Source organism: Pseudomonas sp. Pseusp88, from assembly GCF_047303955.1.
Lineage (GTDB): Bacteria > Pseudomonadota > Gammaproteobacteria > Pseudomonadales > Pseudomonadaceae > Aquipseudomonas.
Map to the genome: position 1 here is coordinate 86,010 of NZ_JBGLYM010000005.1, position 26,568 is coordinate 112,577.

Sequence of the window (26,568 nt, forward strand, 5' to 3'; positions counted from 1 at the left end):
AATCAGGTTTCAATTCTCGTCTTGCGGCGGCGTCGCCTCTTCAGGCGCTACCTGACTCGCCCGCAGGTTCTCCATGGTCACCTCAGCCTTGGCCAATAACAGCTCCAGCAGGCGATTCTGTTGACGTTGCTCGGTCAGTTGCTGGCCCAGATGATCGCTTTCGCGTTGACTACTGTTCAGACGAACCTCCATCAAGGCGCATTGCTGAAGACTCTGCTGATTGCGTTCGCTCAGTTGCTCGACCTTTAGCTCGGATCTCTGCAGCTTATCCCCCAACTCATCAAACTCACGGCGCGTATTACGGGTTTCAATCAATAACCTTTCGTTGTCGCGGTTGAGCTGGGTGATCTCATCCTGGCGCACCGATGCGCTTTGCTGTGCCTGGCGCAGCTCCATCTGCAACTGCTGCACCTGACCTTCGTGACGACGCTGCTCCTGCTCGCGCTGTTCCTTGACGGCGCTACGGTAGTGCTCAAGGGCGTCGCGAGCGTGCAGGTGCTTTTCTTCCAGGGAGCGGATCTGTGCATCGCGATCGGCTAGTCGCGTCTCCAGATCCTGGCAGGCCTGGTTCAGGCGGGCGTTCGCAGTCTGTTGGCCCTGCAGGGCATCGCGGGTGGTGAGGAGGGCGCTGCTTTGCTGTTCCAGCTCCGCGGCCTGTCGCGCATGCCGCGTTGTCAGCTCTTGCAGCTGGCGTTCAACCTGAGCCATGGCCTCGCGCATCAAGCGTTCCCGCGCCTCCAGTTCGGCCAGAGCCTGGTCGATGCGTGCCTGTCCCTGTTCCTGAATACGCTGGCTGAGATGGCTGACCAGTTGCAGCAGCTCGTCATCGATGCTGGCCTGGGAGTGGCCCGTTTCGGGGTGATCGCTGTCCAGCTCCTTCAGGTAGCGGTGAATGGTGGTTTTCGAGCCGGTGTTGCCCATTTCGATACGTACTGCATCGATGCTCGGATGCTCGCCACGGGCCATTAGCGCCTGCCGTGCTTTCTGCACCACCGCCTTGTTTACGCCGCCCCGTGCCATGCTTGTTCCTACGATTTCGTACTGTGGTACGTACTATGTAAATACATACTACGATATGGTGTAAATCTAAGCTTTTATTCATCGAATAACAAACGGGATATTGGCGTATTATCCCGTGTCATGAATTATTTGCGCTTGTTGGAGCGAGGCTTGCCCGGGAATTCGTCAATACCCATACACCGTCTGTGCGGGCATGCTTCGTTCCAACGGTCTGTGAACACCTGGAGAATTTTCCATGAGCGAGCTGGACCGCTATATCGATGCAGCAACCCGTGACAACACGCGGCGCAGCTATCGGGCGGCAATCGAGCACTTCGAAGTGACCTGGGGCGGCTTCCTGCCTGCCACGGCCGATTCGGTGGCGCGTTATCTGGCGGCCTATGCGCCGACCCTGTCGGTCAATACCCTCAAACTGCGGTTGTCGGCATTGGCGCAATGGCACAACAGCCAGGGTTTTGCCGACCCGACCAAGACGCCGTTGGTGCGCCAGGTGCTCAAGGGTATTCGCGCGCTGCACCCGGCCCGGGAGAAACAGGCCGAGCCCTTGCAGTTGCAGGATCTGGAACGGTTGATCGGCTGGCTGGATCAACAAGCCGCCCGTGCCATCGTTTCTCAGGACCACGGCACGCTGTTGCGCTGCCGTCGAGATGCGGCGTTGGTGCTGCTGGGCTTCTGGCGCGGCTTTCGCAGTGACGAGTTGTGTCGTGTGCAGGTCGAGCATGTCCAGGCGCGGGCGGGTATGGGTATTGAGCTGTATCTGCCGCGCAGCAAGAGTGATCGCGGCAACCTTGGGCGTACTTATCAGGCGCCGGCTTTGCAACGACTTTGTCCGGTACAGGCCTATCTCGACTGGATCGATTGCGCGGGCTTGAGTCGCGGCCCGGTGTTTCGCGGTATCGACCGCTGGGGCAATCTGGGCGAGGAGGGCTTGCATGCCAGCAGCGTCATCCCCATGTTGCGACAGATGCTTGAGCGCGCCGGAATCGCCGCCGAGCTCTATACCAGCCACTCGCTGCGACGTGGCTTTGCGACCTGGGCCCAGCGTAACGGCTGGGATCTCAAGTCGCTGATGAGCTACGTAGGCTGGAAGGACATGAAATCGGCTCTACGCTACATCGAGGCCACGCCCTTCACGGGCCTGGCAGCGCCGTCGGCGGATATGAAGATTTCATCTATTAATAAACATCTCTTATAGTGAAAACCAATCAGCGGCATCAGGTTTGCCAATGAGCCCTTGCCGACGATTGTGCGTAAGCTTCACTTCATCGAATTCACAACCCATCAGGAGATTCACCGATGCCTATCATCAACAGCCAAGTAAAACCGTTCAAAGCGACTGCCTTCAAAAATGGCGCTTTTGTCGACGTTTCGGATGCCGACCTGAAAGGCAAGTGGTCCGTGGTGTTCTTCTACCCAGCCGACTTCACTTTCGTCTGCCCGACTGAACTGGAAGACCTGGCTGACAACTACGACGCGTTCCAGAAACTGGGCGTTGAAATCTACAGCGTGTCGACCGACACCCACTTTGCCCACGCTGCCTGGCACAACACTTCGCCAGCCATCGGCAAAATCCAGTACACCATGATCGGTGACCCAACCCTGACCATCTCCCGCAACTTCGACGTACTGATCGAAGAAGCAGGTCTGGCTGACCGCGGTACTTTCGTGATCAACCCGGAAGGTCAGATCAAAATCGTTGAACTGAACGATGGCGGCGTTGGCCGTGACGCTTCCGAGCTGCTGCGCAAAATCAAGGCTGCTCAGTACGTTGCTGCTCACCCGGGCGAAGTCTGCCCAGCCAAATGGCAGGAAGGCGAGGCCACTCTGGCTCCGTCCCTGGACCTGGTTGGCAAGATCTGAGTCGTTTGAATCGGCTAGGGGCGCTGAGCTCTTGAGCACGTAAACCGCATCGCCCCAAAAAACGCCCGGGCGGTCATCGCCTGGGCGTTGTTTTTTCTACTCCAGTAAAAGGAAGCCGCAGCATGTTGGACGCCAATCTTAAAGCCCAGTTGAAATCGTACCTGGAGCGGGTCACTCGCCCCATCGAGATCGTCGCGTCCCTTGATGACGGCGCGAAATCCAGGGAAACCCTGGAGCTGCTCAACGAAATCGTCAGCAGTTCCAACAAGATCACCCTGAAAACCGATGGTGACGATGCCCGTAAGCCATCGTTCGCACTCAACAGCCCGGGCGAAAACATCAGCCTGCGCTTTGCCGGCCTGCCCATGGGCCACGAATTCACTTCTCTGGTATTGGCCCTGCTGCAAGTCGGCGGCTATCCGTCCAAGGCCAGTGAAGACACCATCGCCCAGGCCCGTGGCCTGACCGGTGAGTTCAAGTTTGAAACCTATTTCTCCCTGACCTGCCAGAACTGCCCTGACGTGGTCCAGGCGCTGAACCTGCTGGCCGTGCTCAACCCTAATGTGCAACACGTCGCTATTGAAGGTGGTGCGTTCCAGGACGAAGTCACCGAGCGCCAGATCATGTCGGTGCCGAGCATCTACCTGAATGGCGAACTGTTCGGCCAGGGCCGCATGGGTCTGGAAGAAATCCTCGCCAAGATCGACACCAGTGCCGGTGATCGTCAGGCCGAGAAACTCAATGCCAAAGCCGCATTCGATGTGCTGGTGATTGGTGGTGGCCCGGCCGGCGCTGCTGCGGCGATCTACGCCGCCCGCAAAGGCATCCATACCGGTGTTGCCGCCGAGCGTTTTGGCGGTCAGGTGCTGGACACCATGGCCATCGAGAACTTCATCTCGGTACAGCATACCGAGGGGCCGAAACTGGCCGTGGCGCTGGAAGAACACGTCAAGCAGTACGAAGTGGACATCATGAACCTGCAGCGCGCTTCCCAGCTGATTCCGGGCAAGGAAGGCGAGCTGCACACCGTCAAGTTCGCCAATGGCGCGACCCTCAAGTCCCGCACTGTGATCCTGGCGACCGGTGCCCGCTGGCGCGAAATGAACGTGCCGGGCGAGCAGCAATACCGCAACAAGGGCGTGGCGTACTGCCCACACTGTGACGGCCCGCTGTTCAAGGGCAAGCGCGTAGCGGTGATCGGCGGCGGTAACTCCGGTGTTGAAGCAGCCATCGACCTGGCCGGTATCGTATCCCACGTGACGCTGCTGGAGTTCGACGTACAGTTGCGTGCTGACGCCGTCTTGCAACGCAAGCTCAACAGCCTGCCCAACGTGACTGTGATTACCAACGCCCAGACCTCCGAGGTCACTGGCGACGGTCAGAAGGTCAACGGCCTGCGATACAAGAACCGTCTGAACGACGAAGTGATTGATGTCGCGCTGGAAGGGATTTTCGTGCAGATCGGCCTGCTGCCCAATACTGAATGGCTCAAGGGCGCCATCGAGCTGTCGCCACGCGGCGAGATTATCGTCGATGCTCGTGGTGAAACGTCGATCCCTGGCGTGTTTGGCGCAGGTGACGTGACCACTGTGCCGTACAAGCAGATCATCATTGCCCTGGGCGAGGGTGCCAAGGCTTCGCTGAGTGCCTTTGATCACCTGATCCGCACGTCTGTAGAGTCCTGATCGTTCCGTAAGCCATAAAAAACCCTGCCTGTTTACACAGGCAGGGTTTTTTTGTGTTTGTAGTACCGGCTTTAGGCGGGAAGGCATATGTGCACATCGAAGACATGCAGCCGATTGTGTCGGCCCTTTCCCGGCTGAAGCCGGTCCCACAGACCTCATTTCAACGCAGGTGGTGGCGCCCTGTTTACATCGGCGCTGGCTGGATGATCTCTACCCAATAGCCATCCGGGTCCTTGATAAAGGCCAGGCTTTTCATGCGGCCGTCGCTCAGGCGCTTCTGGAAGGGCACGTTCAGCTCTTCGAAGCGGGTGCAGGCGCTTTGTACATCCGGCACCGAAATGCAGATATGGCCAAAGCCGCGCGGGTCGGTGTTGCCATTGTGGTAGCTGAACGCCGGATCGTTTTCAGTGCCGTGGTTGTGGGTCAGCTCGAGAATACCGGGAATCGACTTCATCCATTGTGTGCGGGCCGCGTTATCGGCAGGGATCTGCGCCTTATCGACCAGGGCGAGGAAATACAGGCTGAATTCCGCTTCCGGGAAATCACGCTTCTCCACCAGGCTAAAGCCCAGAATGCGCGTGTAGAAGTCCAGGGAGGCGGTGATGTCTTTGACCCGCAGCATGGTGTGGTTGAACACGAACTGGCGGGTGGCGGCTTCAGGTTCTGCGGTCACGCCCGGGAAGGTGTTGAGTTCATGCAGACTCATGGATGTCTCCGTTGAGGGGGTGAAAAGATGGGCGAATGATACGGGGCAAGACGGGCTGTGCAAACCTGTACATGGATATAAGTCCTTGCCGGGGAGCAGGGCAGGGGCTCAGAATTTCCGCCTCTCTGTCCTGGTAGCGTCCACCATGATCCGCCTGCAATACCGCCGTTCATTCTTCGCTCTGTGTCTTGTGTTCGTTTCGGGGGCCGTCAATGCCGCTGACACCCTGGTTATCTGGCCGGCGGACTGGGAGGTCGAGTCGTTGCCTGTCGCCGATGCACAGTCGTCACTGCAAATGAGACAGCGTGCAGTGAAAAAGGATCAGGCCGGTAATCCGGTGATGGTCGTAGAGTTGAGTCAATCACGCCTGCAGGCCGGGCACCAGGTCAATGTCCAGGGCGTACTGCTGGAGATGCGCAAGGCAGTGCAGATCAATTTTGTCCGCGGCGGCTACCAGAGTGTCTGCACCCAAGTGAAACCCGGCACGCTCAGTGGTATCGCCTCGCTGGAAACCACCTGCACCATTACCCAGAACGGCGGTCATGTCATGACCCAGACACTGGTTGCGGCGGCGAGCAAGGAGATGGCCTGGTCGCTGTCCTACGCCGGTTCTGCGCAGGGTTACGACGCCAACAAGGAAGAAGTGCTGCGCATTCGCGACGGCTTGCGCCTGAGCGTCACGCCTTAGAGGGGATGCGCAGGGCTGTCGGCAACGGCAGGTAAAAACGACAGGCATAAAGAAGCCCGCCGAAGCGGGCATGGGGTGCTAGTCCTTTAGCTGCTTGCATCCTGTAAGAGAGGGTGTGAAAAAATCGTGAAAGCCTGCGCGGACCTCAATCAAGTCTGTCAATTAAAAGGAAAATTCCTACAAACTAATTGGATATGCCGGGTATTTATTTCGGAAAGTTTCTGAGCCGAGTTAGGCGTCTTTGTGCTGTAGGGAGCGCTTGTTAATAACATTGCAACAGAACTTTATTGACGTCATTTTTCCAACGCTTAAGTGAAATGGTCTAACGCTTTAGTTGTAAGAATTTTCTGATCGGCGGGCGCGTCAGTGTGCTCTTGCGAAAAACCGAACGCAGTCATACGACTGCCAGTCGCCTATAGCTGTCTTGCAGCTGAACGTTTTCGATTATTCGTAGCGAGGTGTTGACGGATAACAAAAAGCCCTGAATCAACAGGGCTTTCAGATGGCAGTGTTGAATCAGGCACGCAGCCAGGAATCCACGGTGTCGACGCCATATTGTTCTTTCCACGATTTCAGGCCGCGATGATTGCCGCCCTTGGTCTCGATCAGCTCGCCGGTGTGCGGGTTCTGATAGACCTTGACCACGCGGGCGCGGCGGCGTTTCGGGCCGGGCGCAACGACGCTTGCAGCTGCGGCATTCGGGTCGAGGATAGAGATGATGTCGCGCAGACCCTTGTCGTAGCTCTTCATCAGCTCCTGGAGCTTCTGTTCGAATTCAATTTCCTTCTTCAGCCCGACGTCATTCTTCAAGGATTCCAGCTGCGCCAGCTGCTCTTGAAGGGCTTTTTCTGCTGCTCGAAATTCGGCAAGTCTGGACAAATAAAATACTCCGGCAATGGGGTGGCTGTGACCAGCCTGGCAAAGCGATAAGACTAGAAGTTCCGGCCGATTCGCTCATTGGTTCGCTACCCGGTATCAATACGCTTTGAGCCGCCGAAGAAACTAAAGGGGCACTTTCGGTATCGCAACAGCTCAAGAGGGGTAGTTGTAATCGGTTGCAGGTAAATCATGCACTTTTTTTTCGAGTTAGAAAACACTCTGTACGCAATTGGCTTTATGAAATAAAAAACATGAACACGGCTTCCTACCCCGAAGGGTGTTATCAGAGGAAGTCGCTTGTAAGTTATTTCTGATAGCAGGGGCGGCCAGTCCGGGCACTGGCCCTATAGTCCCTGTTGCAGGGCGGGGTCGTCAGGGTTCTGCTGCTCTAACTCGGCGAGTAGCACCTGCACTTTCTGTAACTGGCCATTTTCTTTCCAGTAGCCGATGAGCAGCACCCGAGCGCGACGGTCCGCCGGTTGGCGCTGGAGAATCTCCGCCAACTGCTTCTGAGCCGCCTCCAGCTGGTCCTGATCGTGCAGGGCTACCGCCAGGTCATAGCGATAGGCATTGTTTTCCGGGTCCAGCTCCAGCGCCTTGGTCAGGGCCAGCAGGGCATATTCGTTCTGACCATGACGCAGCAGCCATTTGCCAAGCGTATATTGCAGCTGTGCTGACTTCGGATGGCGCTCCAGCCATTGGCTCAGGAGCAGGCGAGCCTGTTCGGTCTGGCCCTGGCGGTCGGCCAGATCGATCAGGGCGATGCCGGCCTGGACATTGTTCGGTTCCAGACTCAGGGCCTGTTGCAAGGCCTTGCTCGCCTGTCCATAAGCCTCGTTGTGCACGTAGAGTCTGGCCAGTTGCAGCAGACTCTGGCCGTTGGGAGGCTGGTCGGTCAGGGCTTGCTGATATTGCTCGACAACTTTTTGCAGCGGTTCGTAATACAACCCCAGATCATCCGGGGACAGGTCCAACAGCGCTCGGGCTGCAGTGAAACGCACGTTCCCCTCAGCGTCGTCAAGGCAGGGGCCGAGCAGCAGGCTGCGCTGGGCTCCGTCGGTCAGGCGTACCCCGGCCTCGATGGCGGCCTGGCGAATCATCGGCGATGGGTGGCGCAGGTCGGCACCGAGCAGCTTCATGGACTGCGGGCCGGCGTAATTGGGTAGCTCGCTCAACAGGCTGGCGCGACGGATGTCGGAAAGGTCGGTGCGGGCCAGCTGTTGATAGAGCACTCGCGCGGCGCCCGGCTTGCCGCCATGGGCCATTTCCAGCGCCTCGGTATAGGTATGGCTGAGCACTGGCTGGACGACGGTCGGGGCAGGGCGGCTGCGGACCCACCACAGGCCGAGGACGATCGCGACCAGCAGCACGCTCAGTGCGATGACGGTTACCCGGCGACGGGTCCTGGGATCAGCGAGAGAGCCTTGCGAGGGCAGTTGAGGCATACCGGTATCCACATCTTTGAAGTCATGCAGCTTCGGGTAGTGTCCGGCGAGTGTCAAACGGCGCTGGCCAAACAACAGGAAATATTGGGTTCCAACGACACATGATTGTGGGAGACAACTCAATCCTTTGAGTTGGAGTGAGAGCTGCAGGAGCTGCCGAAGGTTGCGAAAACGGTATATCAGAAGGCCCGGTTCGCAGCCTTCGGCAGCTCCTTCAGGGGCTGTGTTTGTTAAACGTCAGGCAAAAAAAGCCCCGCGACCCTGAGGGGCGCGGGGCTGTTGCAGCTAACGGCAGCCTTAAGCCTGAGGCGACCAGCCGCCGCCCAGTGCCTTGTAGATCGAGACAATGCCGCGATACAGGTCGATTTCCGCCTGTGCCTGGGAGTCTTCGGCGGCCAGGCGCTCGCGCTCGGCATCCAGCAACACCAGGAAGTCAGCCGTGCCTTCGCGGTACTGCACCGACGCCAGATTGGCGGCGGAACGGCTCGCTTCGCTCTGTCGGATCAGCGATAGCAGGCGTTGCTGGCGCTTGTCGTAGTCGCTGAACGCATTCTCCGACTCCTCCAGGGCCAGCAGCACTTGCTGCTCATAGTTCGCCAGGGAACCTTCGGCATCAGCATTGGCACCGCGCAGACGGGCCCGTACGCTGCCCAGGTCGAAGGCGGCCCAGGTGATGCTAGGGCCCAGGGACCATGCTCTGGCGGCCGACGAGCCTATCTGCGAACCGCGTCCGGCGGTAAAGCCGAGGAAGCCGCTGAGGCTGACCCGTGGGAACAGGTCGGCTGTGGCCACGCCAATCCGTGCAGTGGACGCGGCCAGTTGGCGTTCGGCCGACATGATGTCCGGACGATGGCGCAGCACCTGGGTCGGATCACCGATGGACAGGTTTTTCGAGATGGCCGGCAGTTTCGCCGGGCTCAGGTCGATCGACAGGGTTTCCGGGCGCTCTCCCAGCAAGGTTGCGATGCGATTGCGCTGGCGAACCTGTTCGGCCTGCAGTTGCGGCACTGTGGCTTCGACGGCGGCGAGGCGGGCGTCGGCCCGCACTACGTCAATTTCGTTGCCTACGCCAGCATCACGCAGTTGAGCGGTCACGCCACGGGAATCCTGCTGGTTCTTCAGGTTTTCCCGGGCAATGGACTCGCGCAGTTGCGCACCACGCAGTTGGCCATAAGCGTCGACCACTTCGGCAGTGAGGGTCACCTGCAGTTGATACAGATTGGCCTCGGCGACCTGCTGGTCGGCGTCGGCAGCTTCCAGTTCACGCTGGATACGGCCGAACAGATCGACTTCCCAGGCCATGTCCAGGCCCAGATCGTAACGTTCGCTGTGCACGCGGCGCTCGGTCACGCCCGGTTGCTGCCCCTTGCCCTGATCGCTGCTGACCCGACTGGTCACTACCGGCATGGCGTCGTTGCTGACGTCATCGCGGATGGCCCGTGCCGCTTTCAGGCGGGCGAAGGCCACGCGCAGTTCGCGGTTACCGTTGAGCGACTGGGCGACCAGTTTATTCAGGGTCGGATCATCAAATTGCTGCCACCAGATGGTGTCGACGTGACTGCGGTCAAAATTACCCGGGGCGGCTGCGGCGACCTTGGCCGGCGCCGTGTCCGGGGCCTTGTAATCCGGGCCGACGGCACAGGCCGCCAGCGCCAGAACCAGCAGGCTCGGGAGGAAGAGTTTCAACGCGCTCATTAATGCGCCTCCGGATTCAGGGTTTGCAGTCTTTGCGCCTTGGCTGCCTTGCGGGCTTCCTTGCGTTCGACGTGGTTGCGGATCAGGACGAAGAACACCGGGGTCAGCAACAGGCCGAAGAAGGTCACCCCGAGCATCCCGGAGAACACCGCTACACCCATTGCGTGACGCATTTCAGCACCGGCACCGCTGGACATGACCAGTGGCACAACACCCATGATGAAGGCGAACGAGGTCATCAGGATTGGCCGCAGACGCAGACGGCAGGCTTCCAGTACCGCTTCCAGCGGAGTCTTGCCCTTGCTTTGCTCGTCCTTGGCGAACTCGACGATAAGAATTGCGTTCTTACAGGCCAGGCCCACCAGTACGATCAGGCCGATCTGGGTGAAGATGTTGTTGTCGCTACCGGCAATGATCACACCGGCGATGGCCGACAGCAGGGTCATCGGTACGATCAGGATCACCGCCAGTGGCAGGCTCCAGCTTTCATACAGGGCAGCCAGTACCAGGAAGGCCAGCAGTACGCAGAGCGGGAAGACCAGCAGCGCGGTGTTGCCCGACAGGATCTGTTGGTAGGTCAGGTCGGTCCACTCGTAGGTCATGCCGTTGGGCAGTTCCTGCTTGAGCAGTTTTTCCATCGCCGCCTGAGCCTGGCCCGAGCTGTAGCCTGGACCCGCAGCACCGTTGATTTCCGCAGTGATGAAGCCGTTGTAGTGCATGACACGATCAGGGCCGGAGGTATCGGTGACCTTGAGCAGTGTCGCCAGGGGGATCATCTCGCCCCGGTTGTTGCGCACTTTCAGCTGGCCAATCTGGTCTGCTTCCTGGCGGAACTGTTGTTCAGCCTGGATATTGACCTGATAAGTACGGCCGAAACGGTTGAAGTCGTTGGCATACAGCGAGCCCAGGTAAACCTGCAGGGTGTCGAAGATGTCGCTGATCGGCACGCCGAGGGTCTTGGCTTTTTCACGGTCGATGGCAGCGTCGACTTGCGGCACGTTCACGGTGTAGCTGGTGAACAGGGCGGCCAGTTCCGGCACGCTACGGCTCTTGCCGATAACGTTCATCGTCTCTTTATACAGCTCGTCGTACCCCAGGTTGCCACGGTCTTCGATCTGCAGGCGGAACCCGCCAATGGTGCCCAGGCCCTGTACCGGCGGCGGCGGGAAGATCGCCATGTAGGCTTCCTGGATCGACGCGTACTTGCCGTTGAGCTGACCGGCAATGGCGCCGGCCGATTCACTGGCGAGCTTGCGCTCTTCGAACGGCTTGAGGGTCACGAAGACGATGCCGGAGTTCGGGCTGTTGGTGAAACCGTTGATCGACAGGCCGGGGAAGGCCACCGCCGCTTCCACGCCCGGTTGCTTGAGGGCAATGTCGGACATGCGTTTGATCACGTCTTCGGTACGGTCCAGGCTGGCGGCATCCGGCAGTTGCGCGAAGGCGACCAGGTACTGCTTGTCCTGTGGTGGCACGAAGCCGGTTGGCGTGGTGCTGAAGCCCAGCCAGGTCATGACGATCAGGCCCAGATAAACCACGACAGCGATGGCGCTGAAGCGGATGACCCGCCCAACCGAGTTGACGTAGCCGTTACTGGCCTTGACGAAGAAGCGGTTGAACGGACGGAACAGCCAGCCGCCCAAGAGCTTGTCGAGGAACCGGGAGAAGCCGTCCTTCGGTGCGCCGTGAGCCTTGAGCAGTACCGCTGCCAGAGCAGGGGACAGGGTCAGGGAGTTGAAGGCCGAGATCACCGTCGAGATGGCGATGGTCAACGCGAACTGTTTGTAGAACTGACCGGTAAGACCCGAGATGAATGCCGCCGGTACGAATACCGCACAGAGCACCAGGGCCGTGGCGATGATCGGGCCGGTCACTTCACGCATGGCGATTTTGGTGGCTTCGAACGGTTCATGACCGAGTTCGATATTACGCTCGACGTTCTCCACCACCACGATGGCGTCGTCCACCACGATACCGATGGCCAGTACCAGGCCGAACAGCGACAGGGCGTTGAGCGAGAAGCCGAACAGGTGCATCACGGCAAAGGTACCGATCAGCGACACCGGTACGGCCACCAGCGGGATGATCGAGGCGCGCCAGGTCTGCAGGAACAGGATCACGACCAGGACAACCAGGATCAGTGCTTCGAACAGGGTGTGTACCACTGCCTCGATGGAACCGCGCACGAAGATGGTCGGGTCGTAGACGATGCTGTAGTCCATGCCCTCAGGGAAGCTTTTCTTCAGCAGTTCCATTTCCTCGCGCACTTCGTTGGAAATGTCGATGGCGTTGGAACCTGGGCGCTGGAAGATCGGGATCGCCACAGCTGGCTGGTTGTTCAGCAAGGAACGCAGGGCATACTGGCTGGAGCCCAGTTCGACCCGGGCGATGTCTTTCACACGAGTGATTTCGCCATTGTCGCCTGCGCGAACGATAACGTTTTCGAACTCTTCTTCAGTGACCAGACGGCCCTGGGTGTTGATCGACATCTGGAAGCTGGTAGCGCTCGGCGAGGGCGGGGCGCCCAATTGACCGGCGGCGACCTGGCGGTTCTGCTCGCGAATGGCGTTAACCACGTCGGTGGCAGTGATATTGCGCGAAGCGGTCTTGTTCGGATCCAGCCAGACACGCAGGGAGTAGTCACCCATGCCGAACAACTGCACGTCACCGACACCACCGAGGCGAGCCAGCTCGTCCTTGATGTTGAGTACCGCGTAGTTCGACAGATACAGCATGTCGTAACGCTGATCAGGGGAGGTCAGGTGGACCACCATGGTCAGGTCAGGCGAAGCCTTGTCCACGGTGATACCGATACGGGTCACTTCTTCCGGCAGTTTCGGCTCGGTGCGGGTGACACGGTTCTGGACCTGTACCTGCGCGGTGTCCAGGTTGGTACCCAGGGCGAAGGTGATGGTCAGGGTCAGCTTGCCGTCGGAAGTGGCCTGCGAGGACATGTACAGCATGTTCTCGACGCCGGTGATGGCCTGCTCCAGCGGAGCTGCCACGGTTTCACCGATCACTTTCGGGTTGGCGCCAGGGAAGTTGGCACGTACGACCACGGTCGGCGGCACGACTTCCGGGTATTCACTGATCGGCAACTGGAACAGCGAGATCGCACCGGCGATCAGGATCAACAGCGAAAGTACCGCTGCGAAGATCGGTCGCGAAATAAAGAATTGAGAAAAATTCATCAGAGTTGTCCCTTAACCGCGTGGCGCAGCAGCACTGGCGACTTTGTTGTCCAGTTTTGGCTGGACCTTCGGCAGATTGCTGGCTTCAAGTGCTTGACGTTGTTGGAGCAGGGCGGCGAGGGTTTCCTTGCTGGCCATTGGCGTGTCCTGCGGGTCGATCGGCGAGCCGGGACGTACGCGCTGCAGACCGGAGATGACGATGCGGTCATCCTTCTGCAGGCCGCTGCGAACGATGCGCAGGCCTTCGAGTTTCGGCCCCAGTTCGACGTTGCGATAGATGGCCTTGTTGTCCTTGTCGACGACAAGCACAAACTTCTTGCCCAGGTCGGTGCCTACGGCGTCGTCCTTGATCAGCATGGCGGAGTAGGTGGCGCTGCCGACCAGTTTCAGGCGAGCGTACAGGCCAGGGGTGTATTCACCCTTGCTGTTGTCGAACACAGCACGACCACGAATCGTGCCGGTCTTGGCATTGACCTGGTTATCGACGAAGTTCATCTGGCCCTGGTGCGGGTTGTCGCTTTCGTTGGACAGGCCCATGTACACCGGCGTGGTCTGGCCGCGTTTACCGTCGCGCGCCAACTGGTTGTACTTGAGGAACACGCGCTCGTCGGCATCGAAGTAGGCGTAGACCTTGTCGGTGGAGACGACGCTGGTCAGGGCGGTGGTATCGGCGGTGACGATGTTGCCGGCGGTGATTTCCGCGCGGCTGACGCGGCCGGTGATCGGCGACGTGACGCGGGTGAAGCTCAGGTTGAGCTTGGCCAGATCCAGTTGGGCCTGGATACCGGCGACGGCAGCGCGGGATTCCTGGGCGGTGGTAGTACGGGAATCGGCCAGTTCGGCGGAAATGGCGTTGTTGGTACGCAGGCGCTCACCGCGCTGGGCTTCGTTGTCGCTGCGGGTAGCGGCAGCGCGAGCCTGTTGCAGTTGCGCTTCCAGGCGACGCACTTCCGACTGGAAGGGGCGCGGGTCGATCTGGAACAGCAAGTCACCTTTCTTGACCAGGGCACCGTCGGTGAAGGCTACTTCATCGATCTGACCCGAAACGCGAGGGCGGACTTCCACGGTTTCCGGGGCTTCCAGGCGGCCGGTGAACTCGTCCCATTCGTTGATCGGTTGTTCCAGGACCTTGGCCACATTGACCTTGGCCGCCGCAGGCGCCGGGCCGGTCGCCTCAGGCGCCCGACCGCAGGCGCTGATCACGACCAGGGCCAGGGCGGCAAGGGGATAGCGCAAATGATTGAATGACTGAGACATGGGAAATTCCGCCGATTTTGTTGAGATGGGGCGGATTCTGTTCTGGCAACTGGTATTGCACGAATCGAATGAAGCAAAGGTAAATATCATTCGGAATGATATGAGCCATCAATGGATTGCCATGTCGGTCCTGCAACATCAATGCGCGGCAAATGCCCTGACGTATAGGGTCGTTATATCGATAGCAGCCTAATTAATGGACAGCGCAGATTGCCGGTCTTAAGCTCGCGGGCTTGTCTGTTTGCCGAGCGTGCCATGCATACCGTCTTTGTAGTCGTGTTACCAATCTTTGCGCTGATTCTGCTCGGCTACCTGTGCCGCAAGACCGACCGCCTGGGGGAGAAGGCCGCCTCCGAAATCAATCGCATGGTGGTCTGGCTGTGCCTGCCGGCGTTGCTGTTCAAGGTGACCGCTACCAGCACCTGGGAGCAGATCTGGCAACCGGGCTTTGTCATGGCCTTCGCCGCCGGGTGCATGCTGGTGTTCTTCGCGACCCTGGCGTGGCGGCTTTACCAGCGCTATAGCCTGGTGGACGCCAGTATCGACGGTTTGAGTGCGGCGTACGCCAACACCGGCTATATCGGCATTCCGTTGTGCCTGTTGGTATTTGGCCAGGCGGGCCTGGAGCCGGCGCTGATCTCGTCATTGGTGGTGGTTTGCGTGCTGTTCGCCGTGGCGGTGGTGTGCATCGAAATCGGTCTGCAGGACGAAAAGCACTTTGGCCGGGCGATGTGGACGGTCCTCAAGGCCCTGGCGAAAAACCCCCTGGTGGTCTCGCCGATAGCGGGCGCCTGCTGGGCCTCGACCGGCCTCGGCCTGGCCCAGCCGGTCATGCATTTCCTCGACATGCTCGCCACTGCGACGACGCCCTGCGCACTGATCTCCCTGGGCCTGTTTCTGGCGCAGAAACAGCAGGGCCGGCAGAGCGGCGCATGGCCATTGGTGGTGATCAAACTGGTCGGCCAACCGCTGCTGACCGGCTACCTGGCGTTCAAGGTCTTCCACCTGCCGACCCTGTGGGCCCAGGCGGCGTTGTTGCTCAGCGCACTGCCCACCGGCACCGGGCCATTCATGCTGGCCGAGTACTACGAACGCGAAGCGGGGGTGGTGTCGCGCAGTATTCTGCTGTCGACGCTGTGTTCGTTGGGGACGTTGGCGGTGTGTTTGTATTGGTTGAATATCTGAAGTCAATCCAACTATATTACGTCGGAGCTGCAGAAGGCTGCGAAGGGGATATCTTCGATCCGCCTCATTGTCATCCTCTGACGGACCGAAAAATGATCTGAGAAGCTCTTGAGGTTCGCTTCATCTTCGTTCACATGGTTTTACAAATTACCTCGAGTCCATCATAGGAAAAGCGGGCGTAAGTTCGCTCAAATAGCCGGTACTCAAAATTCATCTCTGAGGCATATTGTCCATTGTCAAAAAAAGCTTTAATTAGCTCTTCTGGGCGATGAAATCGGGGCTTCTCCAGAAGTTGTTCTTGAGTGACTTTAAGTCCTTTTGTATACTGTGTTTGGCCATTTTTTAACAGATTGCGAAATAAATTCCACTCATAAAAATAAACGCCATTTAATTCATAAAAATTTAAAAAAGGTATGTTGTGGAGTAAAATATAGTGGCTGTTTTCAGGCTGGGCACTGTCGAGTCCTAGTCCTTTAAGCTTTTTTCGAATGCTGGGTTTTGTGATGTTTTCCTTTAGTCGTAAAAGCTGTTTGTCAAATCCTTTTCTAAAGTTTTCATCTTTCATTAGCCAGCATTGCTCGTGAAAATAAATCGGTAAATTAAATGATTTGTATTTTACTTGAATAAAGTAGTACAGATTTTCCTGCGTGTCTTCAAGTACGAAGTCAATGTCATATCCGTCTATTTCTGCGTTGTTTTCTGCCTTGAAACCTTCACGTAACAAAAAACGAGGGTCTTTCAGGTTTTTCACATAATTTACGATGTAGTCTTTTTCAAAGAAATCGCCCAGCTGGCTCAAAAAGTCCTTGTGTAGCACCTGTTTTATAAGTTTCTTTATACCGTATTTTAATTTCACTGGGCCTCGAAGGTAAGCGTTATCATTGCGCATTACAAAACTGCCGACTGAATCTAGCGTCGTGGCTTTATCGAGCAGGCTCGCGTCAATTATCGCGAGTGCAGCGGAACTCACGTAACAGCGCATCTGGGTCACGGATATGGCTGACTGGCCAAGCAGGGCAGTGAGTTCAAGGTAAAGGGAGAAGCAAACAACCTCCCGCAAGAGCTGATATTGCGGATGGGTAAACATTTTTTTTGGCACATAGTCGGCATGAATTGAAAGGCATTTGTCCATCAGGCTATTGATCAAGAGTTCCTCTATTTCCTTTGATAATTTTCCCCTCTTTTGAAAAAAATCTAAAAATTGCATCAGTGTATTTTTATCACTAAGGTTAGTGCTTTCCTCGCTGGTCTCAGTCAACCAATAGCGCTTCAAGTGCTGCTCGAATTCTGCGGAGGGTGAAATGTAGAGGGTTCTCATGGTTAGGTGTGGATTCATTAACCCCCGCTCAATAAGAACATAGACCTCAATTAAGTAGTAGGTTAGCCAGAGGTGTTTATCATTGACGATGGCGAAATTGTGCTCGGCTCGTAGCTCCAAGCTTTCGCTGATTCTATTGTTGGTGTACTCAATATTGGCAAAGGCTTGTTGTTTTCGACGGTTTTCAATATGCTCTGATTGCTTTGGGTTCAGCAAATTTTCATCCATATCTAAGTGGATAATTGAAAAATAGCTTTCAAGCGTCTGGAGATAGGTGTCTAACGCGTCTTCATTTAAACGTTCGTGGGTCTCGAAGAGGTTCAGGGGCAGGTTTTTGTTTGCATATATCAAGCCTCGAAGTATTTTTTCCAAGAGCAGGAGGCGTACCTGATCTTTGGATATGAAATGGCGAAGTGGAGGGATTTTGTAAAGTAATCGGGTTATCAGTTTTGACTTCGGGCGCGTCTGTTGCATGGTTTCCAGGTTGAGCATAGGGTTGAACAGGAAATTTAAAAGCTGCGGATCTATATTTTCATACATTATTTAATATGCCTAGGTGAATTGTTTAGAAGTGGTCAATATTCTAGCGAATATGTATTTTAATCGATGAATGTCGTTATTTGCAGCCTGTTTGGCATGGTTTGCGAAGTAATAGCTGATCGCGTCTACTGCATCCTGCTTGGCAGGAGCTCGTGGGATAGCGGTTTCGGCTTTCGTTATCGAACGTTGCGAGTCTGGGTGGGAAGGGATTCGAAGTATTCTCCATCCGCAGTGGTGATTGCCGATTCAGCTCCCGCCACCAGTGCGCCCCGCAAAGGCTGGTGCTGTAGCGTTGTTAGCTGGCTTTATCATCGACAACGACTTAACGGTGTTCGGAAGATAGGTGTGAGCGCTCGTAACATCGTCGGACCGGTCTACTGCAATCGCCAGCAAGCCGGCTCCCACGAGTATTGCGTTCCAAAGCACAGAAAATACCTCCACTCGACCCCTAGCACCCCATGCCAGTGCGCTACTGATCTGGATGAAATGATAGGCGTAGGGCTTCGGCCGAGAGAGCGCCCTCCCGGCTAAAGCCGGTCCTACAAATCTAATTCGTGTTCAGAGGGTGATTTGCACGGAGCGCTAGGTTCTAACCACCGCCCGATACTTCGCTACCAATAACCGATGCTGCAAGCGTCTTAGAAAGCCCGCCTCAAAGGCATCGCGCTGCTCGCCCAGTGGATGGGGGTAGCGGGTCTGGACCAGTTGCCACCATAGCGGTACGCGTGAAGAGGCTTTCAGCCATTCTTCCGCACTGGCTGCACCTTGTTCGATTTCCTCGGCGTGGTGGATGTCCCATGGCGTCGGGCTGTCGATATGTTCCCGGGCGGTGACGGAAATGGTCGGGCGCTGGGCTTCGGGGATGGTCTTGAGGCGCAGCAGGGCGAGGTCGTAGAGGCTGAGGCCATCCTGAATCAGCTTGGTGGCCAACAGGGCTTGGGTGGGGTCATGTTCCAGCAGGTGCTTGGCACCGCCCAGGCACAATTGGGCCGCGTGTTGCAGGCGGTGGACGGCTTCGTTCTGGGTCAGTGAGCCGAGGTGGATCATATCGGCTGTAGGGAGGCTGGAGAGCAGGCTGTAGTCAATCATGGAGGAGGCCCCCGGGATTGCCTGGTATCAGCTGGCGTAATGGGCGGTGCCCTTGGATAAAAGGGAGATAATCCATTTCCTTATGTTCCTTCGTGTGATTAAGGAACCGACACCCACCGTTCTGACGCGGAAAGGGTGGCGGACCGCGCAAGGGTCAGAAACCGGCACACGAAGGAACGCCGGCCAGGCCGAGGCCTGCCTCACGCGATCCACCATAGAAATGCAGCGGCAGACGCAATGAAAATAGCGCCGACAGACAGGCTATGGCGCTAATCACGCCTTCGTGTAGTTGCAGGTTCTGACACCTGGCCGCAGATTTTGCTGCGGCGGCGACAGGGTAGCGTCGAGTGTGTGAGGGATCAAGTGGCGGGCATCTACATCAGGCCAGTGTGGGACCGGCTTTAGCCGGGAAGACGATATGACAGGCGATCGAAATATATTGCTCATGGCAACATTTTCCCGGTTGAAGCCGGTCCCACAGAAAAAACATTTCAATTCAGTTGGTTACATTTTGTTTTAGAAAAGGGGCTTACTCAAACCCATACAGCGCCACCGCTTTCGGGTGATCGCCTTTTACATTGCCATGCGCTTCGGCTTTGAAGCGATTGGCGGCTTGATGGCCGGGTTGCTGGCTGCTGCCTTGAGTGTGCAATGGACGCTGGCGATTGCCGGAGCGTTGTTGTTTGCGTATCAGATAGTGCTTTGGATGGTGGGGCGCAGCTCCCACAGAATCCCATTCCAATGACTCGGTTTTTTTGAGCTGCCCAAAGCTCATCTATTCAGTCCTGCACAATCAACCCATGCCGCTGAGCCACATCCTTGTAAATCCCATCTCGACGCACCTCGGCCAACGCGTCGTTAAACCGCTCCATCAAGGCCTGTGCCTCGGGGTAGCGCGGTGAGCTCATCAGGTAGTTATTGCCCACGGCCAGTGGCGTTTCCAGTGTTTGAAAGTAAGCCTGTTCTTCTACGGGGAAGGTCTTGCGGATCATCTCCCAGCCGGTGTTATCGACGGCGGGGACCATGTCGACGCGGCCGGCGCGCAGTTTCAGAAAGCTCTGTTCTTCGTTGTTGGCCAGATCCAGAGCCAGGCCAGCTTGCGCGAACAGGCTTTCGTAATAATAACTGCGCACGCCACCCATGCGGTAGGGCTTGAGTTCGCTCAGGCGCTGGAAGGTCTTGGGAAAGTGTGCGCCATTGGGGTTGTAGTAGAACAGCAGGGTCTTTTTGGCGAACAGCGATTGCGAGAACAGAAATTTGCTGCTGCGCTCGGGTGTCGGGACATAGGGCATGGTTGCCCAGACCTGCAAGTTGTCGACCGCCAGTTCGCAACGGGGCCAGGGCATGAAGCGGTACTCGAAGGTCACGCCCATTTCCTCGGCGACGTGGCCAAGAAGGTCGGTGAGAAAGCTGTTCTGTGGGTTTTCGCTGATATAAGGCGGGGCTTCATTGGTGGCGATGACCAGGACCTGGGGGGCGGCCTGTACGCTGACGCAGTTGAGTGCGGTGAGGCAGAGCAGGAACATGCCCTGCCTGCACATCTGTCGTAGCGCCTGAACGGCGGTTCTGGTCTGTCTGATTGCCATGCCCGTCCGTTTCAGAGGGTGATTGTCACCCTTGGGATTTTAGACAGGTAACGGCACTGAACGCCCAACAATTTTTCAGGTTGCAGAGGGTTAAAGTGGATTTAATCTGTGGGACCGGCTTTAGCCGGGAATGCGTCTTCGCGGCCAAAGCCGTTCCCACAGGTTGATCATTCAAGTGATGGGTTAAACGGCTATCTCGACAACACTGCCATTGAGCCGCACCGGCCACACTTTTAACTGCTGCTCCGGATACTCCAGACACTGCCCGTCGCTCAGGCGAAAGTGCTGCTTATATAAAGGCGACGCAATCACCAGCTCCCCGGATAGCTCCCCGAGCAGGCCGCGACCGATCACATTGGCTTCGGATTTCGGGTCGCGGTTGTCGATGGCGAATACTTGCTGCTCGGTTTCCGGCAGGTAGAACAGGGCAATCTGTTCGTCGTCCAGCCGTGCGACGACGCCGGAGTTGGCGACCAGGTCGCTGTGCTGACACAGCGGTTGCCAGTTGATCGAGTGATGGTTGCTCATGCCAGGTTCTCCTCGGTGCGGGCGATCAGTTGCAGTTCTTCGCTGCGGGCAGGACGGCGTTGGCCGCGCTCGCGGACAAATTGCACGGCGGGGTCGCCGCCTTTCTGGTTGACGAAGGTGCGGAAGCGCTTGAGTTTTTCCTCGTCCTGCAAGGTGTTGGCCCATTCGCATTCGTAGGTGTCGACCACCTGCTGCATCTGCGCTTCCAGCTCGTCGCCCAGGCCCAGGCTGTCTTCGAGGATGACGTCCTTGAGGTAGTCCAGGCCGCCTTCCAGTGACTCACGCCAGACCGACGTGCGTTGCAGCTTGTCGGCGGTGCTGATGTAGAACATCAGGACGCGGTCGATGGTGCGGATCAGGGTCTCGTCGTCCAGGTCGGTGGCGAACAGCTCGGCGTGGCGCGGACGCATGCCGCCGTTGCCGCAGACGTAGAGGTTCCAGCCGTGCTCGGTGGCGATCACGCCGATGTCCTTGCTCTGGGCTTCTGCACATTCGCGGGTGCAACCGCTGACGGCGAATTTGATCTTGTGCGGGCTGCGCAGGCCCTTGTAGCGATTCTCCAGGCGCAAGGCCATGGCCACGCTGTCTTGCACGCCGTAACGACACCAAGTGCTGCCGACGCAGGATTTCACCGTGCGCAGGGACTTGCCGTAGGCGTGACCGGTCTCGAAGCCTGCGGCGATCAGTTCGCTCCAGATATCCGGTAGCTCGTGCAACTGCGCGCCGAACAGGTCGATACGCTGGCCGCCGGTGATCTTGGTGTAGAGGTCGTATTTCTGTGCCACAGCGCCAATGGCGATCAGGCCTTGCGGGGTGATCTCGCCGCCGGGAATGCGCGGTACCACCGAGTAGGTGCCGTTCTTCTGCATATTGGCCATGAAGGTGTCGTTGGTATCTTGCAGGGGGATCAGCGCCTTGGCAGTGATCTGCTCGTTCCAGCACGAGGCGAGGATCGAGCCGACGGCGGGCTTGCAGATATCGCAACCGATGTGGCCCTTGCCGTGGCGGTTGAGCAGTGCTTCGAAAGTGCGGATACCTTCGACCCGGACGAAGTGGTACAGCTCCTGGCGGGTATGGGCAAAGTGTTCGCACAGACTCTTGTCCACGGCGACGCCGCGGGCGCTGAGTTCATGTTCGACCACCTGCTTGATCAGCGCCTGGCAGCCGCCGCAACCGGTGGCCGCCTTGGTGCAGGCCTTGACCGAGGCCACGTCGGTGCAGCCGCCGTCGATAGCGGCACAGACCTGGCCCTTGCTGACGTTATGGCACGAGCACAGGGTGGCCGTGTCGGGCAGGGCGGCGGCGCCCAGTACCGGCGCGCCTTCGCCCGCCGGCATGATCAGCGCGGCCGGATCGGCTGGCAGCGTGATGGCGTTTTGCGCATATTGCAGCAGGGTGTCGTAGTAGCTGTTGTCACCGACCAGTACGGCACCGAGTACGTGTTTGCCATCAGCGGAGACCACCAGGCGCCGGTAGCTGCCGGTGAGTTCGTCGATATAGCGATAGCTGCGCGAGCCGGGCAGGGCGCCATGGGCGTCGCCGATGGAGCCGACATCGACGCCAAGCAGCTTGAGTTTGGTCGACATGTCCGCGCCCTGGAACGACGCGCCTTCTTCACCGCACAACTGCGCTGCGACGCTGCGGGCCATCTGATAGCCCGGTGCGACCAGACCGAAGATGCTGCCATTCCACGCCGCGCATTCACCGATGGCATGGATAGCCGGGTCGCTGGTCAGGCACTGGCCGTCAATGGCCACGCCGCCGCGCTCGCCCAGTTGCAGCTCGCAACTGCGGGCCAGGGCATCCTGGGGGCGGATACCGGCGGAAAACACGATGATGTCGGTTTCCAGATGAGTATCACCGGCGAAATTCATCCGGTAGCGATATTCCTCGCCCGCCGTGATGGACTGGGTGGCCTTGGACAGATGCACGCCGACGCCCAGATCCTCGATACGTTTCTTCAGCGCGGCGCCGCCGAAATCGTCCAGTTGCACGGGCATCAGCCGCGGTGCGAATTCCACCACATGGGCTTCCAGGCCGAGGGATTTCAGGGCATTGGCGGCTTCCAGACCGAGCAGGCCGCCACCGACCACCACGCCCCGGCGTTTGCCTTCTGCGGCGGCACGAATGGCATCGAGATCATCAAGGGTGCGGTAGACCAGGCGCGATGCACCTTCGGCGCCTTCGACCGGCGGTACGAACGGGTAGGAACCGGTGGCCAGGACCAGCCTGTCGTAGGCAAAGGCGCCCATTGCTGTAGTGATTTGCCTGGTTACCCGGTCGATTGCCAGCACCGGCGTGCCCAGGTGCAAGGTCAGGCCCGGTTGCTGATACAGCTCGGCATCGCTCATGGCCAGGGCTTCGCAGTCGCTGCCGCTGAAGTATTCGGACAGGTGCACACGGTCGTAGGCGCGCTGGCGTTCCTCACCGAAGACCAGGACCTGGTACTTTTCCAGGGCGCCATTGGCGATCAGTTGTTCGACGCAATGGTGGCCGACCATGCCGTTGCCGATCACGATCAGGACAGGGCGTTCAATGGAATGAGTAAGTGAGTTCATGGGTATTCCCCCGGTCAGGCTTTGATCTGGTTTTCAGACGCGCAAAAAAAAGCGCCCCAGACCTTTCGGTCTCGGGCGCCTTTGCCAAATAGAGAGGCTGCTTGTTCTGGGCAGCTACAAGGGTGATTAAGCAGACTTTGTGCCAAAACGTTGGTGCCGCCGAAAACCAACGCGTTGAAGTGGTTTTTCGGGATTAAGCGGGCTATTGATTGCCCCACGGTGGGGCGGATGCTCCGCGTTGGTGCTGCGGGTTCACTCTTGAGCCTGGGCGAGAAAGCGTTCGGCCATGTCAATCAGGCGCACGCCATTATTCATCGCCGCCTGCTGCATATGTTTATGTGCGGCCGGTTCGTCCAGCTGGAAACGGCTCATCAGCAGGCGCTTGGCCTGCTCAATGGTTTTGCGCTCGGCCAACGCGCTGCGTGCGGACTTGAGCTCGTCGCTGAGACGATGCATATGCCGGGACTGTTTCTGCAGCAGGTCGAGCAGCGAGTGTTGCAGCGGGTCTTCGGCGCTGGCCTGATCAAGGCTGCGCCCCTGCACGCTGAACAGCAGCGGTTGATGATCGGCGGCGCGGTTGGCCAGGCGACTCAGCAGTGTCCGATGGTTGTCCAGTTCCTTGGCGGCGCGGTCCAGGCGCTCCTGGCAGAGCTGGCGCAAACCATCGGCGAGCAGCCCTTCGACGCTGTGCATGGCGTCGATGCGCTGGCTGCACAGGTCAAACCACAGCTCGGCCAGCCCAGGATCGACGGTCTGCTCGGCGTTGGTGCGCAGAGCCATCTGCCGCAGCTGTTGCAACTGCCCGGCATCGGCCTCGATTTGCTTCCAACGCTCCAGCGCGGCGCTGTCGGCGTACTGACTGAAGACCTCGCTGCAGCGCTGTTGGCCGCAGCGCAAATGTTCCATCTGCTCGTGCCGTGCCGGGTCAAAGTAACCCTGGGAAAAGCCCACGGCCCCGCAGGCACGTTCCTGTCCGGAGAGCTCCTTGCACTGCATGAAGTTGAACATGGCCACCAGTGCCCGGGTGATCTGCGGGTCGATGGCGGTGTCGGCGGCTTCGAACACCACGGCCAGCAGGCTGGCAATCAGGCGGCTGAAACTGTCGGTGGAGTCGATGACCGTGACGTTAACATCGCGAACCTTGCGGCGCAGGGCCGGGAGGTCATCGAGGCTGTGCAACATATAGGCAAGCCGATGGCACAGGCGCGCACGGTCGGCGCCCTCGATATCCATCTGCTCCAGATAACCGCGCACCGCCTGCTCGCACAGGCGCGCTTCTTCGCTGATCTGTTCAAGGGTCGCCAGCAGACGTGGCTGAGGCTGGCCGAGGTAGAGATTGGAAAAACCGCGTTCGCGTTGCATGGCATGCACCAGATTGCTCAGCAGCGTGACCAGGGTGCAGGTGCGGGCCAATGCATCCAGGCCCTGCTTCTCGCAGCGGCTGGCGGCGAGCATGAAACGCAGGGTGGCGGGCAGTTGTGGATCTTGCATAGGGGCTCCGGTTCGGATGGTGCATGGATTCCCATAGGCAAGAAAGGCGCCAAAGCGTTGTGCGAGCCTCGCTCCAACAAATTTCAATTGTTTGCGTTGATCTCGACCGTCAACGCCGCCCCGCCCCCAAGTCAGGCCGCAATCAACGGGCGAGGGCCAGCGCGAACAGGCGGCTCATTCAATATTCTTTTTCTTCAGAATGACAGTTAACGGACACCAGTCCGCCAGGGCTGCCAGCACAATGACTGGCCGCCCTGGCAGGCTGGCGAAGATCAGGCCGCGTTGCTTTTCAGCGACTCAGCGATGTGCCCCGCCTGACGGATGGCCAGGCTGACGATGGTCAGCGTGGGGTTTTCTGCGGCACTGGTGGTGAACTGACTGCCATCGGAAATGAACAGGTTCGGTACCTCATGACTTTGCCCGTATTTGTTGCAGACGCCGTCGGCTTCCTTGAGGCTCATGCGGCAGGTGCCCATGTTGTGGGTCGAGGGGTAGGGCGGTACCCGATGGGTTTTCAAGGCGCCGACGGCTTCATAGAGTGCCGTACCCTGCTTGTAGGCATGTTCACGCATGGCGATGTCGTTGGCATGGTCATCGTAGTGGACGTTGGCCACGGGAATGCCGAATCGATCCTTGACGCTGGCGCTGATCGTGACCTGGTTGGTTGCCCGTGGCATATCCTCGCCCACCAGCCACATGCCGGCGAGGTTGGCGTAGTTGTCCATGACACTGGCGAAACCACGGCCCCACGCGCCAGGTTTGAGAAAGGCGGCCATAAATGACGGCCCCAGTGAGATGGTTTCCATTTCATAGCCGCCAACAAAGCCACGGGCAGGATCGAAGCGTGCTTCGTCGCCGATCAGCCCCGCCATGATATTGCCGCGATAGAAGTGCACCGGCTCCTTGAACTCGGCAAATACCGAGCCGGTGGTGTGACGCATGTAATGCTTGCCGACGTTGCCCGCGCCATTACCCAGGCCATGGGGGAACAGCGTGCTGGCGGAATTGAGCAACAGACGCGGTGTTTCGATGGCGTTGCCCGCCACGGCCACCAGTCGCGCTTGCTGGCGATGCAACTGGCCGCTGGCGTCGGCATACACCACGGCAGTCGCCCGGCCCTTGGCGTCATGTTCGATACGCACCGCGTGGGCTTCGGTGCGCAGTTCCAGCTTGCCCGTGGCCTCGGCTGCCGGAATCTCGGTATACAGGGTTGACCATTTTGCGCCCATCTTGCAGCCCTGGAAGCAGAAGCCCAGCTGCATGCATTGGGCGCGACCGTCGCGGGCGCGGCTGTTAATGGCCATATGACCGGTCGAACACTCTTTGTAGCCCAGTTTCATCGCACCGTTGTACATCACCTTGAAGTTATTGTTGCCTGGCAGCCCGGGAATATTGTTGGTGCGGGTGACGCCCATTTTCTCTTCGGCGCGGGCATAGAACGGCTCAAGCTCGGCCAGGGTCAGGGGCCAGTCCAGCAGGGCGGCATCCTTCACTTCGCCATAAGTCTGGCGGGCGCGAAATTCGTGCTCCTGGAAGCGCAGGCTCGCGCCGGCCCAGTGAGTCGTGGTACCGCCTACGGTCTTGCAGATCCAGGCGGGCAGGTTGGGAAAGTCCTGGGCAATCTGCCAGGTGCCCGAGGTGGTGCGGGTATCGCCCCAGGACAGTTGTTCGAAAGAGGGCCATTCATCGTTGATGAAGGTGGCCGTGGATTGCCGCTTGCCAGCCTCCAGCAGCACCACCGCAATGCCTTTCTGGCACAGCTCGTTGGCCAATGTGCCGCCGCCTGCGCCGGAGCCGATCACGACTACTACGGATTGATCGTCATAACTGTAAGTGGTCATGTTGAT

At 58.4% G+C, this 26,568-nt stretch carries 19 protein-coding genes and 1 pseudogene; 6 read left to right on the plus strand and 14 right to left on the minus strand.

The window, feature by feature from the left end; translation table 11 throughout:
- Positions 1 to 9 precede the first annotated feature (9 nt).
- Positions 10 to 1,020: a DNA-binding protein gene (locus ACCD02_RS08680; RefSeq protein ID WP_413300406.1), complete on the minus strand. Its 1,011-nt coding sequence runs from the start codon at positions 1,018 to 1,020 to the stop codon at positions 10 to 12.
- A gap of 235 nt (positions 1,021 to 1,255) precedes the next feature.
- On the opposite strand from ACCD02_RS08680, the gene ACCD02_RS08685 reads away from it, so the two are divergent.
- From ACCD02_RS08685 to ahpF, 3 genes are all read left to right on the plus strand, one after another.
- The gene (locus ACCD02_RS08685) at positions 1,256 to 2,215 is read left to right on the plus strand and encodes a site-specific integrase (RefSeq protein ID WP_413300408.1); all 960 of its coding nucleotides are present in this window, start codon (positions 1,256 to 1,258) and stop codon (positions 2,213 to 2,215) included.
- A 101-nt stretch (positions 2,216 to 2,316) separates the two neighbouring features.
- Positions 2,317 to 2,880: an alkyl hydroperoxide reductase subunit C gene (gene ahpC, locus ACCD02_RS08690; RefSeq protein ID WP_259103120.1), complete on the plus strand. Its 564-nt coding sequence runs from the start codon at positions 2,317 to 2,319 to the stop codon at positions 2,878 to 2,880.
- Between the two features lie 122 nt (positions 2,881 to 3,002).
- Positions 3,003 to 4,565, plus strand: a complete 1,563-nt coding sequence (ahpF, locus tag ACCD02_RS08695; protein ID WP_413300410.1) for an alkyl hydroperoxide reductase subunit F — start codon at positions 3,003 to 3,005, stop codon at positions 4,563 to 4,565.
- A gap of 184 nt (positions 4,566 to 4,749) precedes the next feature.
- Here the strand turns inward: ahpF and gloA are convergent, their stop codons facing one another.
- The gene (gene gloA, locus ACCD02_RS08700; protein ID WP_413300412.1) at positions 4,750 to 5,271 is read right to left on the minus strand and encodes a lactoylglutathione lyase; all 522 of its coding nucleotides are present in this window, start codon (positions 5,269 to 5,271) and stop codon (positions 4,750 to 4,752) included.
- Positions 5,272 to 5,416: 145 nt separating this feature from the next.
- Here gloA and ACCD02_RS08705 point away from each other — a divergent pair, with 145 nt between their 5' ends.
- On the plus strand, positions 5,417 to 5,959 hold the full coding sequence (locus tag ACCD02_RS08705) for a DUF4946 domain-containing protein (RefSeq protein ID WP_413300414.1): 543 nt from the start codon (positions 5,417 to 5,419) through the stop codon (positions 5,957 to 5,959).
- A 516-nt stretch (positions 5,960 to 6,475) separates the two neighbouring features.
- Here the strand turns inward: ACCD02_RS08705 and ACCD02_RS08710 are convergent.
- The 5 genes from ACCD02_RS08710 to mexE form a co-directional block, all read right to left on the minus strand.
- Entirely contained in the window at positions 6,476 to 6,838 is a 363-nt protein-coding gene (locus ACCD02_RS08710) for a histone-like nucleoid-structuring protein, MvaT/MvaU family (protein ID WP_413300416.1), read from the minus strand.
- A gap of 344 nt (positions 6,839 to 7,182) precedes the next feature.
- Positions 7,183 to 8,283 carry a tetratricopeptide repeat protein gene (locus ACCD02_RS08715; RefSeq protein ID WP_413300418.1) on the minus strand — a complete coding sequence of 367 codons (1,101 nt, stop codon included), beginning with the start codon at positions 8,281 to 8,283 and terminating at the stop codon, positions 7,183 to 7,185.
- Positions 8,284 to 8,580: 297 nt separating this feature from the next.
- Positions 8,581 to 9,978, minus strand: a complete 1,398-nt coding sequence (locus ACCD02_RS08720) for an efflux transporter outer membrane subunit (protein WP_413300420.1) — start codon at positions 9,976 to 9,978, stop codon at positions 8,581 to 8,583.
- Positions 9,978 to 13,169: an efflux RND transporter permease subunit gene (locus ACCD02_RS08725; RefSeq protein WP_413300422.1), complete on the minus strand. Its 3,192-nt coding sequence runs from the start codon at positions 13,167 to 13,169 to the stop codon at positions 9,978 to 9,980. Before ACCD02_RS08725 ends, ACCD02_RS08720 begins: the two co-directional genes overlap by 1 nt.
- Positions 13,170 to 13,181: 12 nt before the next feature.
- On the minus strand, positions 13,182 to 14,426 hold the full coding sequence (gene mexE, locus ACCD02_RS08730; RefSeq protein ID WP_413300424.1) for a multidrug efflux RND transporter periplasmic adaptor subunit MexE: 1,245 nt from the start codon (positions 14,424 to 14,426) through the stop codon (positions 13,182 to 13,184).
- 255 nt (positions 14,427 to 14,681) lie between these two features.
- Here mexE and ACCD02_RS08735 point away from each other — a divergent pair, with 255 nt between their 5' ends.
- The gene (locus ACCD02_RS08735) at positions 14,682 to 15,611 is read left to right on the plus strand and encodes an AEC family transporter (protein WP_413300426.1); all 930 of its coding nucleotides are present in this window, start codon (positions 14,682 to 14,684) and stop codon (positions 15,609 to 15,611) included.
- A gap of 130 nt (positions 15,612 to 15,741) precedes the next feature.
- On the opposite strand, the gene ACCD02_RS08740 is transcribed toward ACCD02_RS08735, so the two are convergent.
- Complete coding sequence (locus tag ACCD02_RS08740; RefSeq protein WP_413300428.1) at positions 15,742 to 17,469, minus strand: hypothetical protein; 1,728 nt, start codon at positions 17,467 to 17,469, stop codon at positions 15,742 to 15,744.
- Positions 17,470 to 18,051: 582 nt separating this feature from the next.
- Positions 18,052 to 18,558: a LasR-specific antiactivator QslA gene (locus ACCD02_RS08745; RefSeq protein WP_413300430.1), complete on the minus strand. Its 507-nt coding sequence runs from the start codon at positions 18,556 to 18,558 to the stop codon at positions 18,052 to 18,054.
- A gap of 553 nt (positions 18,559 to 19,111) precedes the next feature.
- Here ACCD02_RS08745 and ACCD02_RS08750 point away from each other — a divergent pair.
- A pseudogene (locus ACCD02_RS08750) lies at positions 19,112 to 19,303 on the plus strand (hypothetical protein); the annotation flags it as partial.
- 34 nt (positions 19,304 to 19,337) lie between these two features.
- Here the strand turns inward: ACCD02_RS08750 and ACCD02_RS08755 are convergent.
- The 5 genes from ACCD02_RS08755 to ACCD02_RS08775 form a co-directional block, all read right to left on the minus strand.
- Complete coding sequence (locus ACCD02_RS08755; protein ID WP_413300432.1) at positions 19,338 to 20,144, minus strand: substrate-binding periplasmic protein; 807 nt, start codon at positions 20,142 to 20,144, stop codon at positions 19,338 to 19,340.
- A gap of 183 nt (positions 20,145 to 20,327) precedes the next feature.
- A complete protein-coding gene (gene nirD, locus ACCD02_RS08760; RefSeq protein WP_413300434.1) occupies positions 20,328 to 20,672 on the minus strand; it encodes a nitrite reductase small subunit NirD in 345 nt (114 codons plus the stop codon).
- On the minus strand, positions 20,669 to 23,230 hold the full coding sequence (nirB, locus tag ACCD02_RS08765; RefSeq protein ID WP_413300436.1) for a nitrite reductase large subunit NirB: 2,562 nt from the start codon (positions 23,228 to 23,230) through the stop codon (positions 20,669 to 20,671). The genes nirD and nirB overlap by 4 nt, the downstream gene beginning before the upstream one ends.
- A 252-nt stretch (positions 23,231 to 23,482) precedes the next feature.
- The gene (locus tag ACCD02_RS08770) at positions 23,483 to 24,721 is read right to left on the minus strand and encodes a nitrate- and nitrite sensing domain-containing protein (protein WP_413300438.1); all 1,239 of its coding nucleotides are present in this window, start codon (positions 24,719 to 24,721) and stop codon (positions 23,483 to 23,485) included.
- 272 nt (positions 24,722 to 24,993) lie between these two features.
- On the minus strand, positions 24,994 to 26,562 hold the full coding sequence (locus ACCD02_RS08775) for a GMC family oxidoreductase (RefSeq protein ID WP_413300440.1): 1,569 nt from the start codon (positions 26,560 to 26,562) through the stop codon (positions 24,994 to 24,996).
- Between the last annotated feature and the right edge of the window lie 6 nt (positions 26,563 to 26,568).